General features: G+C 70.5%; 14 protein-coding genes. 3 read left to right on the top strand and 11 right to left on the bottom strand.

Annotation, left to right across the window (positions count from 1 at the left end; all coding sequences use genetic code 11):
- Positions 1-51 precede the first annotated feature (51 nt).
- Both dnaJ and hrcA read right to left on the bottom strand, forming a co-directional pair.
- Entirely contained in the window at positions 52-1197 is a 1146-nt protein-coding gene (gene dnaJ / locus N415_RS01670) for a molecular chaperone DnaJ (protein ID WP_068176478.1), read from the bottom strand.
- 70 nt (positions 1198-1267) lie between these two features.
- A complete protein-coding gene (gene hrcA, locus N415_RS01675; protein ID WP_068176481.1) occupies positions 1268-2311 on the bottom strand; it encodes a heat-inducible transcriptional repressor HrcA in 1044 nt (347 codons plus the stop codon).
- A gap of 164 nt (positions 2312-2475) precedes the next feature.
- On the opposite strand from hrcA, the gene N415_RS01680 reads away from it, so the two are divergent.
- From N415_RS01680 to N415_RS01690, 3 genes are all read left to right on the top strand, one after another.
- Positions 2476-2790 (top strand): type II toxin-antitoxin system VapB family antitoxin, encoded by a 315-nt coding sequence (locus N415_RS01680; protein ID WP_068110252.1) that lies wholly within the window; start codon positions 2476-2478, stop codon positions 2788-2790.
- Between the two features lie 63 nt (positions 2791-2853).
- Positions 2854-3450, top strand: coding sequence for a carboxymuconolactone decarboxylase family protein (locus N415_RS01685; RefSeq protein ID WP_068176484.1), 597 nt, complete (start codon positions 2854-2856; stop codon positions 3448-3450).
- Entirely contained in the window at positions 3447-4328 is an 882-nt protein-coding gene (locus N415_RS01690) for a sigma-70 family RNA polymerase sigma factor (RefSeq protein WP_068176490.1), read from the top strand. The genes N415_RS01685 and N415_RS01690 overlap by 4 nt, the downstream gene beginning before the upstream one ends.
- Here N415_RS01690 and N415_RS01695 read toward each other — a convergent pair.
- The 9 genes from N415_RS01695 to N415_RS01735 form a co-directional block, all read right to left on the bottom strand.
- The gene (locus N415_RS01695) at positions 4322-4825 is read right to left on the bottom strand and encodes a hypothetical protein (RefSeq protein ID WP_068176492.1); all 504 of its coding nucleotides are present in this window, start codon (positions 4823-4825) and stop codon (positions 4322-4324) included. The genes N415_RS01690 and N415_RS01695 overlap by 7 nt on opposite strands.
- A 150-nt stretch (positions 4826-4975) precedes the next feature.
- Positions 4976-5455, bottom strand: a complete 480-nt coding sequence (locus N415_RS01700) for a hypothetical protein (protein ID WP_068176496.1) — start codon at positions 5453-5455, stop codon at positions 4976-4978.
- A gap of 101 nt (positions 5456-5556) precedes the next feature.
- Complete coding sequence (locus N415_RS01705) at positions 5557-5772, bottom strand: MbtH family protein (RefSeq protein WP_068176499.1); 216 nt, start codon at positions 5770-5772, stop codon at positions 5557-5559.
- Entirely contained in the window at positions 5753-7057 is a 1305-nt protein-coding gene (mbtG, locus tag N415_RS01710) for an NADPH-dependent L-lysine N(6)-monooxygenase MbtG (protein ID WP_068176502.1), read from the bottom strand. Before mbtG ends, N415_RS01705 begins: the two co-directional genes overlap by 20 nt.
- Positions 7054-11358, bottom strand: a complete 4305-nt coding sequence (locus N415_RS01715) for a non-ribosomal peptide synthetase (RefSeq protein WP_068176623.1) — start codon at positions 11356-11358, stop codon at positions 7054-7056. The genes mbtG and N415_RS01715 overlap by 4 nt, the downstream gene beginning before the upstream one ends.
- Positions 11359-11393: 35 nt before the next feature.
- Positions 11394-16556, bottom strand: coding sequence for a non-ribosomal peptide synthetase (locus N415_RS01720; RefSeq protein ID WP_068176505.1), 5163 nt, complete (start codon positions 16554-16556; stop codon positions 11394-11396).
- Complete coding sequence (gene mbtD, locus N415_RS01725) at positions 16553-19549, bottom strand: mycobactin polyketide synthase MbtD (protein ID WP_068176508.1); 2997 nt, start codon at positions 19547-19549, stop codon at positions 16553-16555. The genes N415_RS01720 and mbtD overlap by 4 nt, the downstream gene beginning before the upstream one ends.
- Positions 19539-20852, bottom strand: coding sequence for a polyketide synthase (locus N415_RS01730; RefSeq protein ID WP_068176511.1), 1314 nt, complete (start codon positions 20850-20852; stop codon positions 19539-19541). The genes mbtD and N415_RS01730 overlap by 11 nt, the downstream gene beginning before the upstream one ends.
- Positions 20842-25068, bottom strand: a complete 4227-nt coding sequence (locus tag N415_RS01735; RefSeq protein ID WP_068176514.1) for a non-ribosomal peptide synthetase — start codon at positions 25066-25068, stop codon at positions 20842-20844. Before N415_RS01735 ends, N415_RS01730 begins: the two co-directional genes overlap by 11 nt.
- Positions 25069-25124: the final 56 nt, after the last annotated feature.

The following is a 25124-nucleotide window of genomic DNA, read 5'->3' on the forward strand; positions in this document are numbered from 1 at the left end:
GCCTGAATTCGTACATAGACCCCACGTTCGACGAAATGAGACGAAGGCGAACTAGCGCCCGGTAAACGTCTCGCGGAGCCGGCTGAACAGCCCGCCGCCGGCGTGCGTCGAGCGGACCTCGGCCACATCGCGGCTGCGGCGGTCCTTGAACTCCCGCAATAGTTCGGTGTCGCGGTGGTCCAGGCGGGCCGGCACCACCACTTCGACGTGGACGTTCAGGTTGCCCCGGGCGCCCGAGCGCAGGTGCGGCATCCCGTGCCCGCGCAGCGTGATGACCGTGCCGGGCTGCGTCCCCGGCGGGATGGTGATCTCGCTGGTGCCGTCCAGGATCGCGTCGATGGTGATGGTGACGCCCAGTGCCGCGTCGACCATCGGCACCGAGACCGTGCAGTGCAGGTCGTCGCCGTCGCGGACGAAGATGTCGTGGGCCTGCTCATGGACCTCGACATAGAGGTCACCGGCCGGCCCTCCCCCGGGCCCAACCTCGCCCTGCGCGGCGAGCCGGACGCGCATGCCCTCGCCGACGCCGGCCGGGATCTTGACGCTGATCTCCCGGCGGGCCCGCACCCGGCCGTCGCCCATGCACTGGTGGCACGGGTCGGGAATCACCACCCCGACACCGCGGCAGGTGGGACACGGCCGTGACGTCACCATCTGGCCCAGCAGCGAACGCTGCACGGTTTGCACCTCGCCGCGGCCACCGCAGGTGTCGCAGGGGACGGGCACCGAGTCGCCGTTGGTGCCCTTGCCCTGGCACCGATCGCACAGGACCGCGGTGTCGACGGTGACCTGCTTGGTCACCCCGGTCGCGCATTCTTCAAGGTCCAGCCGCATCCGCAGCAGCGAGTCCGAGCCGGGCCGGACCCGCCCGATGGGCCCGCGCGAGGCCGAGCCCGCGCTGAAGCCGCCGCCGAAGAAGGCCTCGAACACGTCGCCCAGGTTCCCGAAGCCGCCGAAACCGCCGCCGGCCGCGGCGGCATTCTCCAGCGGATCGCCGCCCAAGTCGACGATCCGTCGCTTCTCCGGGTCGCTCAGCACCTCGTAGGCGACGCTGATCTCCTTGAACTTCGCCTGCGCGGCCTCGTCGGGGTTGACGTCCGGATGCAGCTCGCGCGCCAACTTGCGGTACGCGCGTTTGATCTCCGCATCGCTGGCGTTCCTGCTCACGCCGAGCAGCCCGTAATAGTCGCGTGCCACGCCTGACTCTCCTGAAACGTCTTAAGCCGCGGCTACGCGGCCGTCCACAAACTCCGGTGCGGGGGCACGGTCATCGGGCACCCAGCACTTCGCCGATATACATCGCAACCGCAGCAACGCTGGCGATAGTTCCCGGATAGTCCATCCGGGTGGGACCCAGCACACCCATGCCGCCGTACACGGTATCGGAGTGACCGTACGCGGTGGACACCATCGAGGCCCCGACGATCTGCTCGGCGGCCGTCTCGTGGCCGATGCGCACCGTCACCTTGCCGGCTTCCTGCTGGGCGGCCAGCAACCGCAGCACCACCACCTGCTCCTCGAGGGCCTCCAGGATGGACCGCAACGAGCCGCCGAAGTCCGCGGCGTTGCGGGTCAGGTTGGCGGTGCCGCCCATCAGCAGGCGTTCCTCGGTGTGCTCCACCAGCGACTCCAGCAGCACCGTCGCCGAACGGCCGACGGCGTCGCTGAGGTTGTTGGCCAGCCCGCTGCGCCCGTGCAGCTCCCCGGCCAAGTCGGCGACCGCGGTCGACGCGGCGGAAAGCCGCTTGCCCACCAGGGCCTGGCCGAGCATCTCACGCAGCTGGGAAAGCTGGTGGTCGTCGATGACGTCGCCGAGTTCGACGATGCGCTGGTCCACCCGGCCGGAATCGGTGATGACCACCATCAGCAGCCGCGCCGGTGTCAGCCCGACCACCTCCAGATGGCGCACGGTCGACGTCGACAATGTCGGGTACTGGACCACCGCCACCTGGCGGGTCAGTTGCGCCAGCAGGCGCACCGCGCGGCGCAGCACGTCGTCGAGGTCGACGCCGGATTCCAGGAAACTTTGGATCGCGCTCCGCTCGGCCGACGACAGCGGCTTGACGTCGTCGAGCCGGTCCACGAATTCGCGGTAGCCCTTTTCCGTGGGCACCCGCCCGGAGCTGGTGTGCGGCTGGGTGATGTACCCCTCGGCCTCCAGCACCGCCATGTCGTTGCGGACCGTGGCGGGCGAGACGCCCAGGTTGTGCCGCTCCACCAATGACTTCGAACCAATCGGTTCCTTGGTGGCGACGAAGTCGGCGACGATGGCGCGCAGCACCTCAAAGCGACGCTCGTCTGCGCTTCCCATCGGCTCCCACCTCCTTGATTGCGTCCATTTTACGGGTCGCAAAGGGTGCCAACCGCCATTAGCGGTCGGCTGGCGGCGAACTCCGGCGAGTTCCCCGCTAGCCTGTCCTGCATGTACCGGTCGGGCCCAGGCGACGCTTCGCGGACGTCGATGAAGGCCCGCCGATGATCTTCAAGGGTGTGCGCGAGGGAAAGCCATACCCGGATCACGGGCTGTCGTATAAGGACTGGTCCCAAATACCGCCCCAGCAGATCCGGCTCGACGAGTTGGTCACGACGACGACCGTGCTGGCCCTGGACCGCCTACTGTCGGAGGATTCCACCTTTTACGGCGACCTCTTCCCCCACGCCGTGCGCTGGCGTGGCATCACTTACCTGGAGGACGGCCTGCACCGTGCGGTGCGCGCCGCGCTGCGAAACCGCACGGTGCTGCATGCCCGGGTGTTCGACATGGATATGCCGCTGAGCCAGCAGGCCTAGCCGCGTCACGTTAGGGCGTCGCCCGGTGTCGACCTAGTAGGACGACATTCAAGGAGGACCGCCATGCCTCGGCTGCAAGGAGTCTCGGACCGCGACGCCACGCTGGGCGCCAAGATCGCCTTCTTCTTCACCAAGCGCAAGCTGTCGCAAATGGCCGGCCTGGGGACGGCTGGGATGCTGGAACCGCTGCGCATGTACGCGCATATCCCGCGCTTGCTCAACGCCTACGGCAAGCTGGAGCAGGCCGAGTCGAAGCTGGATATCCTCAGCCCTCGCCAGCGCGCGCTGGCCGAGTTGAAGTCGGCGACCACCGTGGGCTGCGAGTACTGCATCGACCTGGGCTCACAGATCGCCCGCCAGTGGGGAATCACCGACGAGGAGCTACTCGGGATGGCCGACTACCGCAACGCGTCGTGCTTCTCCGAGCTCGACAAGCTGATCCTGGAGTACGCCACCGCGATCAGCCGCACCCCGGTCGAGGTGAGCGACGAGCTCTTCGAGGCGCTGCGCGCCCACTTCGACACGCCGCAACTCGTCGGGCTGACTCACGTCATCACGCTGGGGAACCTGCGCGCCCGGTTCAACATCGCGCTCGACATCGGGTCCTCCGGCTTTTCCGGTAACCGGGTCTGCGCCCTGCCCGAGACCGGTCGCGCGTGACCGCGGCGGACGCTTCGCTGTCCGCGCGCTTCGAGGCCGCGCGGCCGAGGCTGGGCGCCCTCGCCTACCGCATGCTGGGCTCGGTCGACGACGCCCAGGATGCCGTGCAGGAGGCGTGGCTGCGGCTCACCAACGCTGGGGACATCGCGAACCTGGACGCCTGGCTCACCACCGTGGTGGCCCGCATTTGCCTGAACACGTTGCGCGACCGGCACGGGCGCGGCCGGGAGGAGCCGGTTGGGCAGCTGCCGGATCCGATCGTCGATGCCGAGGGCGAATTCGATCCCGAGCACCGGGCGATGCTGGCCGACGCGGTGGGGCTGGCGTTGTTTGTCGTGCTGGACACCCTGCCGCCGGCCGAGCGGCTGGCCTTCGTGCTGCACGACGTGTTCGCCGTCCCGTTCGACGAGATCGCACCCATCGTGGAGCGGACGCCGGAGGCGACGCGCAAGCTGGCCAGCCGGGCACGCCGGCGCATCCAGGAGGCCGATCCGGCCCCCGACAGCGGCGTCGCCGCACAACGAGAGGCCGTCGACGCGTTCTTCGCCGCGGGCCGCGCCGGCGATTTCGACCGCCTGGTGTCGGTGCTCGATCCCGGCATCGTTTTGCGGGGCGATTTCGGCAAGGGCGCCAACGTATTCCGCGCCGAGGGCGCGGCAGCCGTGGCCAAACTCGCCCGCGGCTACGCGGGACCGGAGCGCGAGGTGCGCCCGGCGATTGTCAACGGCGCCGCCGGCGCGGTCATATTCGTTGCCGGGCGGCCCACGGCCATCATGGGATTCGTGGTGCGCGACGGGCTGGTGGCCAGCATCGATGTGCTGGCCGACCCGGACCGGATCGCCAAACTAGACCTGCGCGCCGTGCGCGCCGATCACTGACCGGCGGCCTGCAGCAACTCCATCGCCGAGGAGCGCGACAGCACCCAGCCGCCCTGGTTGACGAACGTGACGTTCTGGGTCACCGGCGACGTCAGCTTGGGACCCGAGACCGCCACGTCGGCCGTCGCGGACCCCGCCGCGGTCGGTTGGATGTTGGAGACGCCGAACGTCAGCGGCAGGTCGCCGTTCTTGGCCGCCTTCTGCAGCTTCTTGTCGGCGACGTGCGCTTCGATCCCGCTGATGCCGCCTTCGACCAGGTTGCTCTTGTTGGAGAACGAAACGCTGGGATCGGCAAGGCTGTTCAGCAGACCGGTCAACTGATTGGCCGTGGGCACGTTTACCGCCTGGGGCGGGTCCATCGGCAACGGCGCGCCAACCGCGATCAGCCGCACCGAGGCCTGCTCACCCGGCGCCGCAACGGACGTGATGCCGGCGGCCGCTCCCCCGATGACGGCCAGCGCTGCCGCACCGCCGGCGAAGAATTTAACGGTTTTCATGGTCCCCCCTTGGGCGGGCACGTGTCGACGGACCGTGCCAATGTGCGTCTTTTCGATTGTTGTTTCGTGTTTGCGCACCGAGACGTTACGACCAGGCCATGTGAACAACCTGTGCGCCCGCTATGTGGGTGCACAGGCCGTTCGGCTTTGCTAGTTCGTCGCGGTGGCGGCCTGTATGAGGGCGATCGCGGCGTCGTGCTGCAGGATCCAGTTGCCACCCTCGTTCACGAACGCGAGGTGCTTTTCGACCGGCCCGGCGAACCTCGGACCCGAGATGGCCACGTCGGCCTGGGCCGCGTTCGGGCCGGCCGGCGCAATGTTCGTGACGGCGAACGTCTCCGGGAAGTTTCCGTTGCGATACGCCTTCCGCAGGTCATGGTCGGCCACGTGGCCCTCGTCCGGAGCGATGCCGTTTTGGACCAGGTTGGTCTTGGTCGTGTAAGACACGCCGGGATCGGTGGCTTGGACGCACAGGTTGGACAACTGGTCCGGGCTCGGCAGTCCCGGCGCCGGCGGCGGATCCTGTGGCAGCGGTGTGGCGGCGGCGGGAGCGACGGACGTCACGCCGACGGCCGCCGCGCCCATCGCTATCGCGCTGATGGCCAAGGACTTCAAGGGTTTCGTTCTCATTGGTCAGGTCCTCCCCCTGGTGAGTAAGAGTTGTGATTCTGCCCCTGGCGCCTGCTGTTCTTGGTCTCGGGCGGGTCACGGTACGGGCACGCTGCCGGCGCTCAGTCGCCCGCCATGGCCTCGCGCAGCGTCTTGGGCCGCAGGTCGGCCCAGTTCTCGTCGACGTAATCCAGGCACGCCGACCGGCTCGCTTCGCCGAAGACCGCGCGCCAGCCGTCCGGGATTTCGGCGAACACGGGCCACAGGCTGTGCTGCTCCTCGCCGTTGACCAACACGTAGAAGGCGCCGTCGTCGTCGTCAAAGGGGTTGGTGCTCATCGCTTCTCCTCGTCGTTCGTTGGGTCCCAGAACCTGCTGACAGCCCAGCGGCACCCAGCACCCGGTCGGACAGCAACCCGAGGCAGCTCAGGTTGGGAAAGCCGGGACCCTGGGTGAGACCGGAAAGGTTGGGCAGGAACAGCTTTGGGGTCACGTCGGTGACGGCCAGGTCGTAGCCGATCGCCTCCTGCAGGCTGTCGGCGGTCAACGGCCCACCCAACCCGAGTTCGAGCAAGTCGAGGGCGTCCTGACCGAACAGCGAGGTGAACCACAGCGGGTCGGCGCCGGAGCCGTCGATGACCAGATCGAAACCGTGGACCGTCTCGAGGTTCTCGCTGCCGCGGTTGGTGGACAGCGTCAGCCGGATCTGCCCGTCGCGGCCCACGGCGTGGGCGACCCGGCCGCGCAGGTGGTGGATGCGGTCGTCGGCCAGCAGCGCCTCCTGCACGTTCGCCGAGAACACCCCGCGGTCGGTGCGCGCCAGCGCGTCGCGGCGCTCGTCCAGCGTCAGGTCAGTCCAGTCGGTGGGGTCGGAAAACAGCGAGTTCTCGAAGAACCCCTCGCCCCGGGTGAACAAGGTCGCCTGCGGCGAGATGACGGTGATGCTGGAAACCCGGTGCCGGAACAGCTCGTTGAGCATCGACGCGGCGGTCTCACCGCCACCGATCACCGCCACCCGCTCGGCACTGATCCGGTCGTCCGCCGCGGCCCGGTCCCAGAACTGGGCGATCGACAGCACGCGCGGATTGCCCGGCAGCAAGGACTTTTCGGCCTGCCCGGGGCCGGTGATCATCAGGGCGTCGGCGTGCACGGTCGTTTCGTGGGTCTGCAGCACCCAGCGGTCGCCGTCGACCGCAAGCCGTTCGACCTCGCCGTGCACCACGTTCAGGCCGACCTGGTCGGCGACCCAGCCGAGGTACTGGCTCCATCGGCGATGGGTCGGCGCCGGACGGCCCCGGTCAATCCACTCGGCGAACGACGCGGTGGCGATCAGGTACGACTGCCAGCTGTAGCGGGTCATCCGCTCGTCGAGCTCGGCGTTGCGCCGCGGCACCAGCGAAGAGCGGTATGGAAACCCGACATCTTTTTCCGGGCTGGTGCCCAGCCGATGCGCGCCGTCGGTCCATCCGCCGCTGGCCTGCCAGTTGGCCGCCACCCCGATGCGTTCGACCGCGACGATGTCGGGGACGTCAACTCCTGTGACGCCCATGTCGCGCAGCGCCGATGCCTTGGCCGCGACGGCCACCGCCTTGGCTCCGGCGCCGAGGATCGCAAGTGTGCTCATTCCGCCATCTCCCGCAGTGTCTCGGTCCAAAGTCCTTGCAGCTCCACGATTTCCGCCTCACCCAGAATGTCAGGCAGCGCCCGCCACTGGGTGGCCAGCACGCGGTCGGCACCGGTCCCGAGGATGCCGGCAACCACGGTCAGTTCGTGGCGCACCGCCTGGTCGGGCTCGGGCACCCGGTCGACCTCGGCCAACAGCTCGCGATCCAGCTCGAGGTCCCCGACGCCGACGTGGAGGTTGCCGAGGTAGTTGAGCAGCAGTTGCGGTTCGGGGAGTTCGCGCAGCCGGCTATCGGGCCGCAGGTAACGCAGCAAGCCGTAATCGATACCGCTGCCGGGGATTCGGGCCAAGTCGGTGGGCCCGTCGGAGTGGATGCGCAACGGGTAGATCGCGCTGAGCAACCCGACGGTGTCGCCGGTATCGGTGTCGATTCCCAATTCCGTGCGGCCGTGTGTCTCCAGCGCCAACAGCGGGGCCGGGGTGTCCTGACCGCGCCGCCGCCGCCACGCGGTCACCGTGCGGGCGGCCGCGGTGATCAGCAGTTCGCCCAGCGGCTGCGCCGCCGACAGCAGCCGCCCGGTGAGCTCTGGCCCGCAGGCCGAGACGCTGACCGCCAAGTCGCCGGCGCGGTCGGTCTGCGGCCGCAACCGGCGGGCGCCGAGCGCCGGATCGGCGCCCCGCAATTCGTCGGCCCAAAAGGCTTCGGTGGTCAGCGTTTCGGCCCGCTCGGCGAGCAAGCGCGACCACTGGCGGTAGGTGGTGTGCTCGCGGACCGGGGCCGGCGTGCGTCCCGCGGCCAGGGCGTGCAGGCCGGCATCGAGCTCGCCCAGCACGATGCGCCAGGAGGCCGGGTCCATCGCCAGCACATGGGCCGTCAGCACCAGCAGCCCGGGCTCGTCTGCTCGGCGCAGCCACACCGCGGACAGCAGCCGACCGGCCTCCGGGTCGAGGCTCTCCACCGCCTTGAGGACATGCTTGGCGACGTCGTTGGTCGGCTCGCCGGCCACCCACGCCTCAGTGAGGATGTCGATGTTCGGTTGTGGGACAAGCGTCATCGCGTCGCGATCCAGCCGGCATCGCAACACCTCGTGTCCGTCGATGACCGCGCGCAGCAGCGCCTCCAGACTGTCTCGGGTGATCGTGTCGGGCAGCCTGATGACTTCGGTCTGCGCGAGCCGTCGGGCATCGCCGTGCTCGTAGAGCCAATGAACGCTGGGCAACACCGGGATCGGTTCGCCGGACTGTTCCGCGCCGTTCGGGGCCGCGTGCCGGGCGGCGTCGGAGTCGATCGCCGCCGCGAGTTCGCGGATGCTGTCGCACTCCACCATCGACCGCGCCCGCAGCGCCAGACCGCGACGGCGGGCGGCCTGCACGACCGACAGGGCCGAGATGCTGTCCAGGCCCAGCTCCAGAAAGCTCGCCGTGACGTCGACGCCGGCGCCGCCCAAGACGTCGGTGAACGCCTGGGCCAGCACGGCCTCGGTCGGCGTATCGGGCGGGACGGCGGGACCATCGACGACATCAATTGCCGCCAAAGCCTTTTCGTCGATCTTGCCGTGCGCGGTCAGCGGCAACTCGTCCACGACGACGATGTGATGAGGCACCAGGTAGCGCGGCAGCCGGTCGAGCAGCATCGCACGCAGTTCGGCCAGCGCCGGCCGGTCGGGCCCGCCCGCCACATAGGCGGTCAGCCGGGGCCCATGGGCGTGGTGGCGGACCATCACGTGGGCGCCGCGCACCCGGTCGTGGCCGCAGAGCACGGCCGCGATCTCGCCGGGCTCGACGCGGAAACCGCGGATCTTGAGCTGGTCGTCGCTGCGCCCGAGGAACTCGAGGCCACCGTCGGGCATGCGGCGCACCACATCTCCGGTGCGGTACATCCGGGCGCCGCGGCCGTTCGGTTCGGCGACGAAACGCGTTGCGGTTTCGGCCGCGCGCCCGAGGTAGCCGCGGGTCAGCTGATCGCCCGCCAGGTACAGCTCGCCCGCAGCCCCGTCGGGTACCGGCCGCAGCCAGGCGTCCAGGACGTAGGCGCGGGTGCTGCGGGTCGGACGCCCGATGGTCGGCCGGGTGTGTTCGCCGATGGCCGCGACGACGGCCTCGACCGTGGTCTCGGTGGGCCCGTAGCAGTTGAAGGCCGTCATCGCCGTTCGGGCGCATTCGGTTTGGATCGCCCGCCACGCGGCGACGCCGAGGGCTTCGCCGCCGAGCGCGAGCACCGCCAGCGGCACCCGACCTAGCAGCCCCGCGTTGTGCAGCTGGCCGAACATTGACGGCGTGGTGTCGATCATGTCCAGCCCGAAGCGGTCGATCACGTCGACCAGCGTCTCGGCGTCACGTTGATGCTCGTCGTCGACGACGTGCACCGAGTGCCCATCGAGCAAGGCCGCCAACGGCTGCCACGCCGCGTCGAAGGTGAACGACCAAGCGTGCGCGATGCGCAGCGGTCGCCCGATGCGCGCGGCGGCGGGCCGAAGGACCCGCTCGATGTGGTCGTCGATGTACGCGGCAAGCGCGCGGTGCGTACCGACGACACCCTTCGGTGCGCCCGTGGTGCCCGAGGTGAATACGGCGTAGGCCGCATGGTCCGGCGGCACCGTGACGGCCCGGTAATCGGCGCTCTCGACGGTCGCATTGGCGACGAAGTCCTCATCGACCACGATCGGAGCCGACGTCTGGCGCAGGATCTCGGCGATCCGCTCGCGCGGCATGCTCGGGTCCAGCGGCACGATCAGACCGCCGGCTTTGAGGACGGCCAGCATGGCGGCCACATAGAGCGGGCCGCGGCGAAGCATGATCGCCACCGGGGTCTCGCCGGCCGCGCCCGCGCGCTGCAGTGCGGCCGCCAGGTGATCGGCAAGCGCGTCGAGCTCACTGTAGGTCAGCCGCCCGTCTTCCCAGCTGACCGCCGTCGAATCGCCTTGCGCGGCGGCGATTTGGGCGAAGCGGGCGTGCACCGCGACCGCCGGCGCCACCGGTAGGTCCACGGCGGCCGGGTCGCGCTCGCCGTCGAGCAGGATGTCGACCTCGCGCAGCGGCCGGTCCCACTTGTCCACCAACCGCTGCACCACCGCCAGCAGCCGATTGCCGAGGTCTTCGGGCGCGGTCGCGCCCAGCGCACCGTCGAGCACCTCGACCAGCACCGTGAGCCCGTCGGCGCTCGGGTGGGCGGCGATGGTCACCGGGAAATGCGACACGCTTTCCAGAGCCACCGGACGGAAGGTCGCGCCGTTTGCGACGAATTCGGAGGCCCCAACGACCTCACCGGGCGGGAAGTTTTCGTACACCAGGAGCGTGTCGAACATCTCACCGACACCGGCGATGGCTCGCAGCTCGGCGTGACCCAGATAGCTGTGGTCCCGCAGCGCGGCGGATTCGCGTTGCAACGCAAGGCATTGCGTTCCGGCGGGCTTGCGCGGGTCCAGGCGGACCCGCAACGGGACGGTGTTGATGAACATGCCGACCATCGATTCGACGCCCGGCAGTTCGCCCGGCCTGCCCGACACGGTCACCCCGAACGTCACGTCGTCGCGGTCGGTGAAGACCGATAGTATTGTCGCCCAGGCCATTTGGATGAGCGTGTTGAGGGTGACACCGCGGGTGCGGGCGGCGTCGGCCAGCGCGGCGGTGGCCTCGGGGTCGAGGCGCAGCGTGGTGCGTCGGGGTACGCCGGCCGCTGGCGGGGTGGCGGTCAGCGCCGGCGAGAGCAGGCTGGGTCCGTCCGTGCCGCCGAGGTGCGCGGCCCACAAGGCGCGGCTGGCCGCGTGGTCCCGGTTGGCCAGCCAGCCGATGTAGTCGCGATACGGCCGCGGCGGTGGCGGCAGCGCGGCGGCGTCTCCCCCGGCCCGATACAGGGCCAGGAGTTCGGACACCAGCAGCGGCAGCGACCACCCGTCGATGACGATGTGGTGCGCGACGATGACCAGATGCCACCGCTGCTCCGGCAATTCGATGAGCAGGAACCGGATGAGCGGGCCGCGACCGACGTCGAAACGGCGTTGGCGCTCTTCGGCTTCCAGCGCCTCGACCTCGTCCGGATCGGCGGACAGGCACCGCCACGGCAGTTCGACGCTGCTCGGTATCACCTGGACGGGCCGGCTGAGGTCGCCGTGGATGAAGCTTGCCCGCAGGTTGGGATGCCGCATCAGCAGCGTCGCGGCGCACTCGCGCAACAACGCGACGTCGAGCGAGCCCACCACGTCGGCGGCCATCGCGATGACGTACGGGTCGGCGCCCGAGCCGTCTTCGGAGGCCAGCGTCGCCATCGAGAACAGCCCCTGCTGCAGGGGGCTGAGCGCCATCACGTCCTCGATGGCCGGCCGCGGGTCGGCTCGGGTCACGGCCGATCACCCCAGGACGAGGTCAGGGCCGCCAGCTCGTCGGCGGAAAGCCCCGAGGTGCTCATCGGCGCGTGGGAGCCGCCCTCCTCGGGTTCGGTTTCGGTCGTCGACTTGGCGTCCAGGGCGGCGGCGAGCTCGTGGAGCACGGGATGTTCGAAGATCATCCGCGGGGTCAGCGGCATTCCGGCGTCGCGGGCCCGCGCGGCGACCCGCACGGCGAGGATGCTGTCCCCGCCGAGATTGAAAAATTCGTCGTGGCGCCCGATTTCGGCGGTGTCGAGCATGTCGGCGAGGATCGCCGCTAGCGCGCGCTCCGTGGCGGTGTCGGGCGGTTCGGCCGGGCCCCCGGGCGCCGGCGTCGGTGCGGGTCGCTCGATGTCGGCGACCAACTGGAGTTGACCGTCGTCGGTCCACATGCCGCGCTCGCCGTTGCGGTACAGCCGCGAACCCGGTTGGGCGGCAAACGGATCGGCGACGAAGCGGGTCGCAGTGAGCGACGCCCGCGCCAGCCGGCCGATGACCGCCGGGCCGCCACCGTAGTAGACGTCGCCCACCACCCCGCGCGGGACGGGGTTCAGCCAGGCGTCCAGCAGGAACACCCGAGCGGCCCCGTCGCCCTCGTTGCAGCGGGCCAGTATGCGCTGTCTTTCTTGCGCGTCGGTGATCTGGACGTCGCGCAGCCGTTGATCGGGGTCGTCGGCGAACGCCTCGATGACGCGGATCAGCCACTCGGCGAAGCGTTCCGCGGTGGCGCGCCGGTACAGCTCGGGGCGATAGATGACGTGGCCGCGGTAGCCGTCTTCGGCCGCGAAGAAGTTGACCGACATGTCGGCGTGCGCCACGTCGAAGTCCGGCTCAAGCGCGGTAAACGTGGTGTCGCCGTCGGGTCCGCTGTCGATCACCTGGTCTTGCGGCAACTGTTCGCGAACGTGCACCACCACGTCGAACAGCGGGTTGCGCGAGAGCGACCGGGCGGGCCTGACGGCGTCCACCACTTGGTCGAACGGCAGGTCCTGATGTGCGTACGCGGCCAGCGCCATGTCCCTGGTCCGCTGTAGCAGCTCGCGCAGTGTGGGGTTGCCGCGCAGGTCATTCCGCAACACCACGATGTTGATGAAAAACCCGACGAGGCGGTCCAGGTCGGATTCGTTGCGCCCGGCGACCGGGGTGCCGAGCGGGACGTCCGGGCCGCCGCCGGCCTTGTGCAGCACCACCGCAACGGCGGCCTGCAGGAGCATGAACTCGGTGATGCCGAGCTCGCGGGTCAGGGCGGTCAGCTTGGCGCGGGTCGCGGCGCCGAACCCGAACTCGACGGCAGCACCGGCGCCGGTGAGCGCGGCCGGCCGGGGAAAGTCTGGGCGCAGGCCGTTTTCGTCCGCCAGCCCCTCGAGCTGGCGGGTCCAGTAGTCGCGCTGCGGTCCGGCGATGCCGGCGTTGTCCTCCAGCAGCGCCGCCTGCCACGCGGCGTAGTCGGCGTATTGCACGGGCAGCGGTTCCCACGCGGGGGCTCGGCCGCCGCGGCGGGCGCGGTACGCGGTGAGCAGGTCGGTGAACAGCACCCCGGCGGACCAGTGATCGCCGGCGATGTGGTGCATCACCACAGAAAGGACGTTCCGGTCCGGCGTTCCGAGCACCGCCGCCCGGATCGGCAGGTCGGTCTCCAGGTCGAAGACGTAGCGGCGCTCGGTATCCAGTTGGGCCCCAAGCCATTCCTCGTCGGGCCCGTTGGCGCGGCGCACCGGAACCACGGCGGGCGGGTGGACGATCTGGTGGGGGACGCCGTCGATCTCGCGGTAGGTGGTGCGCAGGATCTCGTGCCGGGTCGCGACGTCGGTGACGGCCGCCGCCAGCGCGTCGGTGTCGCACGGGCCCCGCAACGCCGCCGCGAACGGAATGTTGTTGACGGCGTTGGGCCCGTCGAAGCGATAGGTGAACCAGCTGCGCAGCTGCGACGACGAGAGCGGAACCGGCCCGCTGCGGTCCAGCGCGGTCAGCCTTGGCCGCGCCGACGCCTGATCCGTGGCGTCGATGTGCGCGGCTAGCCGCGCCACCGTCGCGAGTTCGAAAACCTCGCGCACGCCGACGTCGACGCCGAACGCGTTACGGACCGACGCGACCAACTTCGTCGCGAGCAGCGAGTGGCCGCCCAGGTCGAAGAACGAGTCGTCGGCGCCAACCCGGTCGCGGTCGAGCAACTCGGCGAACAGTTCGGCAACGCGCCGCTCCGTGGCCGATGCCGGTTCGCGGAACTCCGCACCGGAACTCACCTCCGGCGTTGGCAGCGCGGCACGGTCGATCTTGCCGTGCGCGGTGATCGGGATCTCGTCGAGCACAACGTATGCCGCCGGGACCATGTATTCGGGCAGCGCCGCGGTGACGCGGGCCCGGATGCGGTCGAGGTCGACCTCGGACGTTTCCGCGGCGGGCGTCACATAGCCAACCAGGCTCTTGCCGAGTCCCGGCAGGTCGCTGACGACCACGACCGCCTGCCCGACCGTCGGGTCGACCGAGATGGCCGCGGCGACGTCACCCAGTTCGATCCGGAAGCCGCGGATCTTGACCTGTTCGTCGGCGCGGCCCACGAACTCGACGTCACCGTCCGCGTTGCGGCGCGCCAGGTCCCCGGTGCGGTACATCCGGGCGCCGGGATTGAACGGATCGGCCACGAACCGCTCGGCGGTCAACCGGGCGCGGCGATGGTATCCGTGCGCCAGATGCGGCCCGCCGAGGTAGATCTCGCCGATCACGCCGACGGGCACCGGTCGCAGCGAATCGTCGAGTAGGTGCATCGTCGTGTTGATTTTGGGCCGGCCGATGGGCACGATGCGGGTGCCTTGCGGGCCTTCGACCTTGAACCGGCTGGCATTGATCACGGTTTCGGTCGGACCGTAGAAATTGTGCAGCAGCGCGTCGAATGTCGCGTGGAACTTGTCGGCCACCTCGCCGGGGAGCGGCTCGCCGCCGATGGGCACCCGCTGCAACGTCCGCCACTGGTTGACGCCGGGCAGCGACAGGAACAGGCCGAGCAGCGAGGGCACGAAATGCATTGCCGTGATTCCCTCGTCGCGCAGCAGGTCGGTCAGGTAGCCGATGTCGTTGAGCCCGCCGGGGCGCGGGATCACCATTCGCGACCCGCAGGCCAGCGTGCCGAAGATCTCGGCGATCGACACGTCGAAGCTTGGCGAGGCGACCTGCAGCAGCCGGTCGGTGTGGTCCACCCCGTACTCGCCCTTGAACCAGACGAAGTATTCGGCGACGGGACGGTGCGGCACCGCAACGCCTTTGGGCAACCCGGTGGTGCCCGACGTGTAGATCAGGTACGCGGTGTTTTCCGGCCGCAGCGGCCGAACCCGGTCCGCGTCGGTGGGGTCGTCGGCGCGGTACGCCGCGAGGTCGGCCACCGGCTCGCGCAGCACCAGCTTCGCGTCGCAGTCGTCGAGGATGAACTCGAGTCGGTCCCGCGGATAGCTGGGGTCCACCGGTACGTATACCGCACCGGACTTGGCGATGCCGACCGCGGTGACGACCAGGTCCGGCGACTTGTCGAGCAGCACGGCCACGCGGTCCTCGCTGCCGATCCCCTTCTCGATCAGCCAGTGCGCCAACCGGTTTGCCGCCTCATTGATGTCGCGGTAGGTGAACCGGCGGCCTTCGTAGGCTACGGCGACGGCGTCGGGGGTCCGCGCGGCCTGCTCGGAGACCAGGTCGGCGAGGGTTTTGGGGGCGGTCTGGAACGCCTCGCCGTGCGACACCTCACGCAGCCAGGCGGCGTCGGCCTCGTCCAGCAGCGCCAGCCCGGCCAGCGGCCGGTCCGGTGCGGCCAGTGCGTCGTCCAGCAGCACGGCGAAGTGATGCAGCATCTGGCGCACCAGCGCTGGGTCGAGGATCTCCAGCAGGTGTTCGGCCTCCACCAGCGCACCGGTGCCGTCGAACTCGACCATGAAGCCCAGCGGCAGCTGGGTGAGGTTGCTGCGCAGGCCGTAGCGCTCGCACTCGACGCCGGGCGGGCGGAACCCGCCGTCCGGCTCGCGGAATCCGAAGCTGACCCGGGTCATCCGTTCCGCGCCGTGGCGGCGATCGGGGTTCAGTTCACGCACGGCACGATCGAGGCCGAGCCGTTGGTGCGCAAACGCTCCGGTTGCCACGTCGCGCGTCGACTTGAGCAACTCGCGAAAGCTCATCGCCGGCCGTGGTCGCAGCCGCAGCGCCACGGTGTTGCCGAAATAGCCGATGGCGTCGTCGGTTCCGGCGCCGCGGTTGAGCACCGGTGCGGCCACCAGGAAGTCGTCGCTGTGGGTGTAGCGATGCATGAGGGCGCCGAAGGCGGCCAGCAGCACCATGTATGGAGTGCAGCCGGTGTCGCGCGCCATCGCGATCACCCGCTGGGCGGTGTCGCCGGACAGCCGGAGTTCGCTGCGGGCGGCCCGCCAGTTGGTCGGCATGGTCGTCCCGGCCGGGCCGGGGAGCTCCAGCGGCTCGGGCGGGTCGGCCATGACGGCGCGCCAGTAGTCGAGATCGGCGTTGGTGGTGTCGGGCACTGACCCCGCCGCCGGCGCCGAGGTGTGGCGGTAGGGCGCCAGCTCGGCGCCCTCGTAGGCATTGGTGAGGTCGCGGAAGAACACCCGCCACGAGCCGTCGTCCCAGGCGATGTGGTGGGCCACCAACAGCAGCACGTGCTCGTCGGCGGCGATGCGCACGGCGGTGATCCGCAGCGGCGCGTCTTTGGAAAGGTCGAAGGGGGTGGAGAATTCGCGCTGGGCGAGCACCTCGAGCCGAAGGCGGCGCGCGTGTTCCGACAGGTCGGTCAGGTCGTGTTGTGCCCAGCCCGGGCGGAGATCGTCTTGCACGGTCGGCCGCGGGGTGCCGTCCTCGCCGACGGCGTAGGTGGTGCGCAGGATCGGGTGCCGGCGGGCGACCGCGTCGACGGCGTCGTGCAGCCGCGCGAGGTCGATGTCGCCGGTGATGCGGTAGGAGACGCACACATTGAGCAGCGCGCCGCTGGGATCGGCCAGGTGTACGAACCACATCCGGGCCTGGCCGTCGGAGAGCTGGTCGTCGGCGGGAGCCTCGACCTCCCCGGTGTCGGCCGAGAGGCCGCGGTCGGCGAGCCGGCGCCGAAGCAGTTCCAGGCGGGCGCCGGTGTCGGCGATGTCAGTCACGCACTGTGTCCATCTTTTGGGTCCACCTTCTGTGCTGGGCCGGAGCGCTCGTCGGCGACCTCGAGTTGTTCGACAAGTTCGGCGCCGGTGATATCGCCCATCAGTGTCGCCAGCGACACCGTTCGGCCGATCGCCGAGTTGAGGCGCTTGCGCAGGTCCAGCGCCAGCATCGAGTCGACGCCCAGGTCGAAAAGCGATTCGCCGAGGTTCAATTCGCCGGCGCGTTCGATCCCGAGGACGGCCGCCAACTGGCTGCGCACCGCCTCGACGACCGGAAGCTTTGCGGCGTTGCGAGGTTCGGCCGGTTCGGACCGCCTGGCGCCCAGGAATATTCGCAGCCGGGCCGCGTCGGCCGCGAACACCAGCGGGTCGTCGTGCCAATCGCGCAGGCTGGCCTCGATCGCGTCCCGTGGCGTCATCGGCCGCAGGCCCGAACGCTCGATGTTTTCCACCTCGGCCGCATCCAGGATGCCCCGGCCCGACTCACCGCCGGACGACGGCTGCCACAGGCCCCACCGCACCGAAACGCAGTGCCGGCCCGCGGCGCGCAGTTCGGCGGCCATGTGGTCCAGCAGGCGGTTGGCCGCCGAGTAGGCGGCGTGTCCGCGTCCGCCCCACAGCCCGGACACCGACGAGCACAACAGCATGCGCGCGCCGGCACGCACCGGCCACAGTTCGGCGAGGTGGGCCAGTCCGGTGACTTTGGCGGTGAAGGCCTCGGCGAGGGCGGCCTCCGTGAGAACGGCGCCCGCGCGGAAGCCGGCGCTGCCCGCCGCGTGCACGATCAGCGACGCACCGGCGGCTCCGTATCTCGCTGCGGTGAGCGCCAATTGGGCTCGATCGGTGATGTCGCAGGGCGCGGGCTCCAGCTCGGTGCTGTATTCGGCCGCCAAGGCCTTCAGCACTCCGGGATCCGCGCTGCGGCGGCTCACCAGGACGATGCGCCGTGCGCCGTGCTCGGCGAGATAGCGGGCGTAGTGCAGACCGATGGCACCGGCACCACCGGTGATGACCACGTCGTCGAGCAGCCCGGAGTCGAGTGGCCAGTGCGCAGCGGTGGCCGCGTCGCGGAACGAGCGCTCGAACAGCGCGCGCCCGCGCAGCGCGAGTTCGCCGGCGCCGGACAGCACGGCGTCGACGGCGGTGGAGCCGGAGGCGGGCGTCAGCTCCCACGACGGCAGATCGAGGTGGGTGAAAGTTCGTTCGGGGTGGTCGAATCCGGCGCTGCGGTGCATCGCGGCCAACGCCGCGTGGCCGGCCGACGATGCGTCGCGCGGGCCGACGCGGTCGGCGGCGACGGTGAGCAGGCAGACGGTGTGGCAGCGGGCGCCCGGCGCGTTCGCGTAGTCGAGCAGGCCGGCCGCGGCCAGGCCCGTGAGCGCCTCGGCGCCCCGCTGCGCGCCGGCACCGTCGATGGCCGGCGCGATCACCGCGACGATTTCGGCGTCCCGCGGTTCGCTGAGCTCGGCGGCTGGGTGCGACTCGATCGCCGCGCGCAGCGGTCGGGCCACCGGGCTTTCGGCGCCAATGCTGATCACCGCGATTCGCGTGAGCGGCCCCGGTGCGGGCAATACCGCCCGCCGCCAGTGCTCCATCACGATGTCGGGCGCTCCGGCTGCCGTCACGGGTGCCAGCGGGGCCGGGTGCGCCCACATCGGGATAGCGCGCATCGGAGCGTTCGGAAACCCTTGTAGGCCAACGTCGCCGGGGGTCGGGACGCCCAGGTAGTCGCCCCAGGTGTAACCGGGGTCGGCGACGGCGGCGCTGAGGATGTTCGCCGACAGCGCCTCGAGCACCGGCTCGTCACGCTGGCCCGAACCGACCAGCACCGCGGGGCCGTCCAGTGCGTCCGCCTCGAAGGTCTGGCCGATCGTGAACAGCAGCGCCGGATGGGCCGACAACTCGACGAAGGACCCCGCGCCGCAACGGATCGCCGAGGCGAATGCGCGGTCCAATCGCACCGTGTTGCGCAGGTTGGCATACCAGTAGTCACCGAATGGCTCGTCGGGTGTCACCACGTCGCCAGTCGCGCCGCCGATGAATTGCACCGGGGACTCTAGGAATTCGGAGGCGGGCAGTCGCGCGACGAACTCGTCGCGCAGCGGCTCGAGCACGCTGGTGTGCCCCGGGAAGCCCGCGGTGATCTCGCGGGCGAACTGACCGCGCGCGCGCACCGCGTCGGCGACCGCCAGCACCGCGTCGCGTTCGCCCGACACCGCCACGGTGGATGCCGAGTGCACCACGGCCAGCTCCACCCAGCCGTCGGCCGCCGCGATGAGCGCGCCGGCCGCGTCGGCGCTGACGCCTAGCGTGGCCATCGCGTAGCGACCCGGAAGGCGGTCCACCACGGCGGCCCGGGCGGCGACGACGGCGACGGCGTCCGGCAAAGTCATGGCGCCGGCGACGAAGGCCGCGGCGACCTCACCGAGGCTCTGGCCGATGGTGAGGTCGGCAAGCACGCCGCACGACCGCCACACCTCCGCCAGCGCGACCGCATGGACGAATTGCGCGCCCTGTACCTCGATTTCGGAGAAGGCCTGCGGCTCGTCCCCGACCGTCAGGTAGCGCAGCGGTGATACGTGGCCGGCGGCCTCGAAGGCCGCGACGCAGTCATCGGCTGCCGCCCGATAGGTCGGCAGCGCCCGGTACGCGACGGCGCCCATGCCCGGCCAGTGCACACCCTGACCGGGGACCACAAAGGCCTGCCGCGGCGCGGAATCCACCGCGGAACGCGCGACCAGCGGATGCTCGCGCCCCGCGGCCAGCGCCCGCAGCCCACCGACGAGCTCCGCCCGGTCGGCGGCGCTCAGCACCGCGCGGTGTCGGCGCACCCGCCGGGTCTGCAGCAGCTGACGGCCCACCTGGTCCACGGTCGTTTCCGGACAGCGCTCGAGGTAGTCGGCGATCGCGCCGGCGTCCTCGCGCACGAGATCGTCGGCGTGCGCGCTGAGGAGCACCGGGACGCGACCGTTGGGCAGTCGGTTAAGGGGCATTGGGCGACCCGTTATCCGGCATCGAGACGATCACATGGGTATTGGTGCCGCTCATCCCGAACGCGGATACCGCCGCGGTTCGCCATCCGTCGACGGCCCGCCACGGTGTCAGCTTGTCGGCTAGCCGCAAACCCTGCTTCTCCCAGTCGATTTCGCGGCTGGGTTCGTCGACGTGCAGCGTCGGGGGAACGGCGGCGTGCTCGGCGGACAGGATGACCTTGGCGAGGCCCAGCGCGCCGGCGGCCGCTTGCGCATGACCGATGTTCGACTTGACCGAGCCCAAGAGCGGTCCGCGCCCGGGCGGCGCGGTCCCGTAACTGGCCGCGAGTGAGCACAATTCCGTCCGGTCACCGAGCCGGGTGCCGGTGGCGTGCCCCTCGACCATCCCGACGTCGACGGGCTCGACGCCGGCCTGCGCGATGGCGCGCCGAAACAATCGCAGCTGCGCGGCGCCGCTGGGCGCCATCAGGCCGTCGCTGCGTCCGTCGGAGTTCAGGCAACTGGCCCGCACCTCGGCGAGGATGCGACGCCCGTCGGCCACCGCGCGGGACCGGCGCTGAAGCACGAACATGGCCGCGCCCTCGGCCCAGACGGTTCCGCTGGCGAGCGCGCTGTAGGGCCGGCAATGGCCGTCGTCGGACAGCGCGTGCTTTTTGGAGAATTCGACGAAATAGCCCGGGGTGCCCATCACGCACACCGCGCCGGCGAGCGCGAGGTCGCAGTCGCCGGCCCGGATCGCCTGGACCGCGGTGTGAAACGCCGCGAGCGCCGACGAGCAGGCGGTGTCTATCGTCAGCGCCGGCCCGGCCAGGTCCAGCGTGTAGGCGATGCGCCCCGAGATGACGCCCAGCGACGTCCCGGTGATCAGATGCCCGCTGTGGTCGGAGAATTCGGAAAGGGCAGGGCCATATTCCAGCGCGGACGCGCCGACGTAGCAGCCCACATCGTGGCCGGTGAGGTCGTCGGGGTTGATGCCGCTGTTCTCCACGCTCCGCCACGCCACCCGCAGCCCGACCCGCTGCTGGGGGTCCATGGCCGTCGCTTCCCGTCGTGAGATGCCGAAGAACTCCGGGTCGAATGTCGTTGCAGTCGAGAGGAATCCACCAAGGTCGCGGATGGGTTTGAAGCCGTCCCGCCGCGACCCGTCGAACAGCTCGCGAAGCGCCCAGCCCCGATCGGTGGGGAACGGGCCGAGCGCCTCGCGCTGCTCGGACAGCAACGCCCAGAAGTCGTCGGCGGTTTCCACGCCGGCGGGCGCCTCGAGGGCGAACCCGACAATCACGACCGGGTCGTTATCGGACATCGGCGCTCACCATCCGGGCCACCGCGTCAAGGTGATCGTCGAGGTAGAAGTGGCCACCCTCGAATTCCGACACCGCGAATCGGCCGGACGTGTGGGTTTCCCAGCGCGCCAAGGTTTCCCGGCTGATCCGTCGATCGCGATCGCCACCGATCGCGTGAATGTCGGCGGCGATGCGCACGTCGGGGCGGCACGAGTAGGCGTTCAGGGCCCGGTAGTCGGCCTGCACCGCCTGCACCAGCAGTTCGATGAATTCCTCGTCGTCAAGCAGCTCGGGGTCGGTGCCGCCGAGATCGATCATGTCCGCCAGCACGCCGCTGTCGCTGGTCGGCAGAGGTCCGTAGGCTTCGACCGTCGAAGGGGCCTGCCCGGCCGAGGCCCACAGGACGCGCACCGGCACGCCATTGCGTTCGGCGACCCGGGCGAACTCGAACGCCACAACGGCCCCCATGCAATGCCCGAACAGGCTCAGCGGAGCCACCGAGCTCCAGTCGCCCGCCTCGAACAACTCGAGGGCGAGCGCGTCAATGCTCTCGGCCGCGGGGTGGTTCCGCCGGTCGGCCCGCTGCGGGTACTGCACCACGAAGGCGTCGACGTCGTTCGCCGACAACGCTTTCGCCAGCGACCGATACGCCGCCGCGGCGCCGCCGGCATGTGGGAACACGACCACCGAGCCGCGGGCCGTGGCGGCGGTAAACCGCTTCACCCACGGCTTGAACTCGCGCCGTGCCGGCGCGGGGGCGGCGTCGAGCGCGGACAACACGTCGGCGCTCGACATGTCCGCGATCTCCAGATACACGTCGGCCACCCGCTCGAGCCGGTCGCCGTTCGCCTCCCGGCCGGTCAGCAAGTCGGCCAGCGTGGCGACGGTCCGGGCGGCAAAGACGTCGGCGACCATCAGGCTCGGCGAGTCGAGCCACTGGCGGATGCCGACAACGGCCTGCGTCGCAAGGACGGAATCACCGCCGAGCGAGAAGAAGTCGTCGTGCACACCCACCGCATCGGTGTCCCGGTCGAGCAGGTCCGCGATGATGTGGCACAGCGCGCGTTCCAGTTGCGAGCGCGGGCCCTGATAGGGCGCGGACACGTCGCCGGAGTCGACCGCATCGGCCAGCTGACGACCGACGGCGCGCCGGTCGATCTTGCCGCCGTCGGTGAACGGGATGCGGTCGGTCAGCGATATGTGCTGCGGAACCATGTGCGCGGGAACGAGATCGGCCAGAAGCTGGCGTATTCGCGGCGCGGTCAACGCGTCGTCGTCGAGGCGGACAGCGGCGGCCAGCACGTCGGTGCCACCGGAGCCGGGCACCAGGGCGGCCACGGCCGCTCGCACCCCGGGCACCCGGCGCAGCGCCGCCTCGATCTCGCCGAGCTCGACGCGATACCCGCTGACCTTGATCCGGTGATCGGCGCGGCCGACGAACTCGAGGGTGCCGTCCGGCCAATAGCGCGCCAGATCGCCGGTGCGATACCAGGTTCGGCCGTCGTGGACGACGAAGCGCTCGGCGGTCAGCTCGGGGCGCCCGCGATAGCCCCGGGCGATGCCGCGGCCGGACACCCACAGCTCACCTGCGACCCAGTCGGGACAGTCGGCGCCGGTGTCACCGACGACACGGCAGGCGATGTTGGGGAACGGCTTGCCGTACGGCACCGCCGTCCAGTTCTCGGGCATGTCGGCGTCGACCTCGAAAATGGTTGCGTGGACCGCCGTTTCGGTTGCGCCCCCCAACCCGGCGAAGCGCATGTGCGGCGCCCGCGCCTGCAGCCGGCGAGCCAGGCCGGGGCGCACCCAGTCGCCGCCGGTGGCCACCACCCGCAGCGACGACAGGTTGCCCGCCTGGACCTCGACCAACATCTCCAGCCAGCCCGGCAGGAAGTTCAGCACCGTGACCTGGTGGGTGTCGATCAGCCGGGCCCACGCGTCCGGATCGCGTCGCTGCGCCTCGTCGACCACGACGATCGCGCCGCCGGCCCGCAGGGTTGCGAAGACGTCGAGCACCGACAGGTCGCATTCCAGCGTCGAAAGGGCAAGGCAACGGTCCGCCGCGCCGATCTCGAAGTGGCGGCTGAGGAATTCGACGGTGTTCATCGCGCCGTCATGCGTCAGCTCGACACCCTTGGGCTCCCCCGTGGAGCCCGACGTGAACAACACATAGGCGAGCTCGGCGGGATCCGTTCTGGCGAAGGGAAAGTCAACGATGGCGGGCGGCTCGCGGAGCACGTCGGCGATCACCAACGCGGGGACGGGCAGCGACAGCGGCTGCCCGCCGCACACCAGGGCCAGCCGCACCCCACCGGTGTGCAGGATGCGCTCCGCGCGGTCGCGTGGTTGGTCGACGCCGATGGGCAGGTACACGCCGCCGGCGGCTAGGATGCCCAGCAGCGCGGGCAGCTGTTCGGCGGTCTTCGGACCCATCACCGCGACGGTGTCGCCGTCGCGGATTCCCGCCGCCCGCAACGCCGCGGCCAGCGCCAGCGCCTGGTCGCGTAGCTGCGCGTAGGTGAGGTCGCCGGAGCTCGCGAACACGGCTGGCGCGTCGGGTTGTTGCTCGGCCCGCCGGAAGAACCCGTCGTGCAGAGCCTCCCCGCTTGGCGGGGCGCTGCGGCCGTTGACCGCCTCGCGCACCGCGCGTTGCGCGTCCGGCAGCGCCGGCAAAGCGGCGGCGTCCCACGCGTCGTCGCTGGACGCCAGCCGCAGCAGTTCGTCGATGTGGTGGGCGAACATCGCGTCGATGACGCCCGGCGCGAAGACACCGTCGCGCACGTCCCAGTTCACCAGAACGCCGCCGTCGAACTCGGTGACCTGCGCGTCGAGCAGCACTTGCGGGCCCTGGGAAATGATCCAGGCGGGTGCGCCGAATTGCCTTGCGACATCCGCGCTGAACAGTTCCCCGAGGCCAAGCGCGCTGGTGAAGACGACCGGCGCCAGGACCTGGGTGCCGCGGTGGCGGCTGAGGTCGCGCAGCACGGACAACCCGGGATAGGAGGAATGGGCGGCGGCCGCCCGCATCGCATCCTGCACCGCCCGCGCCCGCGCGGCCGGAGTGTCGGCGTCTGTCAGGTCGACATCGAGCAGCAGCGAGGAGGTGAAGTCGCCGACCAGCTTCTCGACGTCGGGGTGCAGCGCCTGGCGCCCGAACAGCGGGACATTCAGCAGGAACCGCGGCGAGGACCAGCGGGCCAGCGCGTCGGCGAACGCCGCGGCAAGCGTCATGGCCGGGGTGATGCCGCGGGCTCGGGCGCGGGCAAACAGCGCGTCGCGGGTCGCCGGGTCCAGCCAATGCCAGCGACGGGTGCTGGTGCGTGAGCCCCGCCCGCCCGTCGACGGCGGCGCGGGCGGATCCGGCAGGTCGGGAATGCGCCGGGCCCACCAATCCCGGTCGGCGTCGCGCTGCGGCTGGGGTTGCGCCTCCTGCCGCGCGACGGCCCGGCGGTATTCACGGTAGGTGTAACCCAATTCGGGCAGTTCCCGGCCGAGGTATAGGGCGGCCAGGTCGGCCATCAACGTGCGGTAGCTCATCGCGTCGGCGGCCTGCATGTCCAGGTCGACGTGCAGCCGGGACCGCCCGTCGGGCAGCAGCGTCACCGCGAGTTCGAACACCGCACCGTCGAGCTGCTGGTGCGATTTGGCCTCGCGCAGGGCCGCCAGGCGCAGCTCGACCGGGTCCCGCTGGTCGCGCAGGTCCACCACCGAGACGGGGAAGTCCCCGCACTCGTCGGCCGCGGCGATGCGCTGCGTGCCGTCGGCTGAGAACCGCACCCGCAGCATCGGATGGCGAAGGGCCAGCCGGTTGGCCGCCGCCCGCAGCCGGTCCGGGTCGATCGGGCCGCCGTCGAACTCGACGTACAGGTGACCTGCGACGCCACCCAACTGCTGGTTGTCCTGGCGGCCGACCCACATCGCGTGTTGCATCGGCGCCAGCGGGAAGGGCTCGCCCTCCCCCGACGGTTCGGCGTCGGCGGGCAGGGGCGGTTCGTCGGCGGCCGGGCGGGCCGTCACCAGCTCGGACCAGGCCTCGATCGTCGGCGCCGCGGCCAGGGCGGCGAAATCGACGGCGATGCCCTGACGGCGCCACCGACCGGCGAGCGTCATCATCCGGATGGAGTCCAGGCCCTGGCCGATGAGGTTGCTACCTGGGTGAATCGCGTCGGCGCGGACGCCGAGCAGCTCGGCGACCTCCGCGCGGATGTCCTCCGAGCACGCCGGGGCACGCACCACGAATCCTCCCTGAATTAGCAAAGGCTGCCCTAAGTTGTTTGGTTACCCTATCCTCA

Source organism: Mycobacterium sp. UM_CSW (genome assembly GCF_000455205.1).
GTDB lineage: Bacteria > Actinomycetota > Actinomycetes > Mycobacteriales > Mycobacteriaceae > Mycobacterium.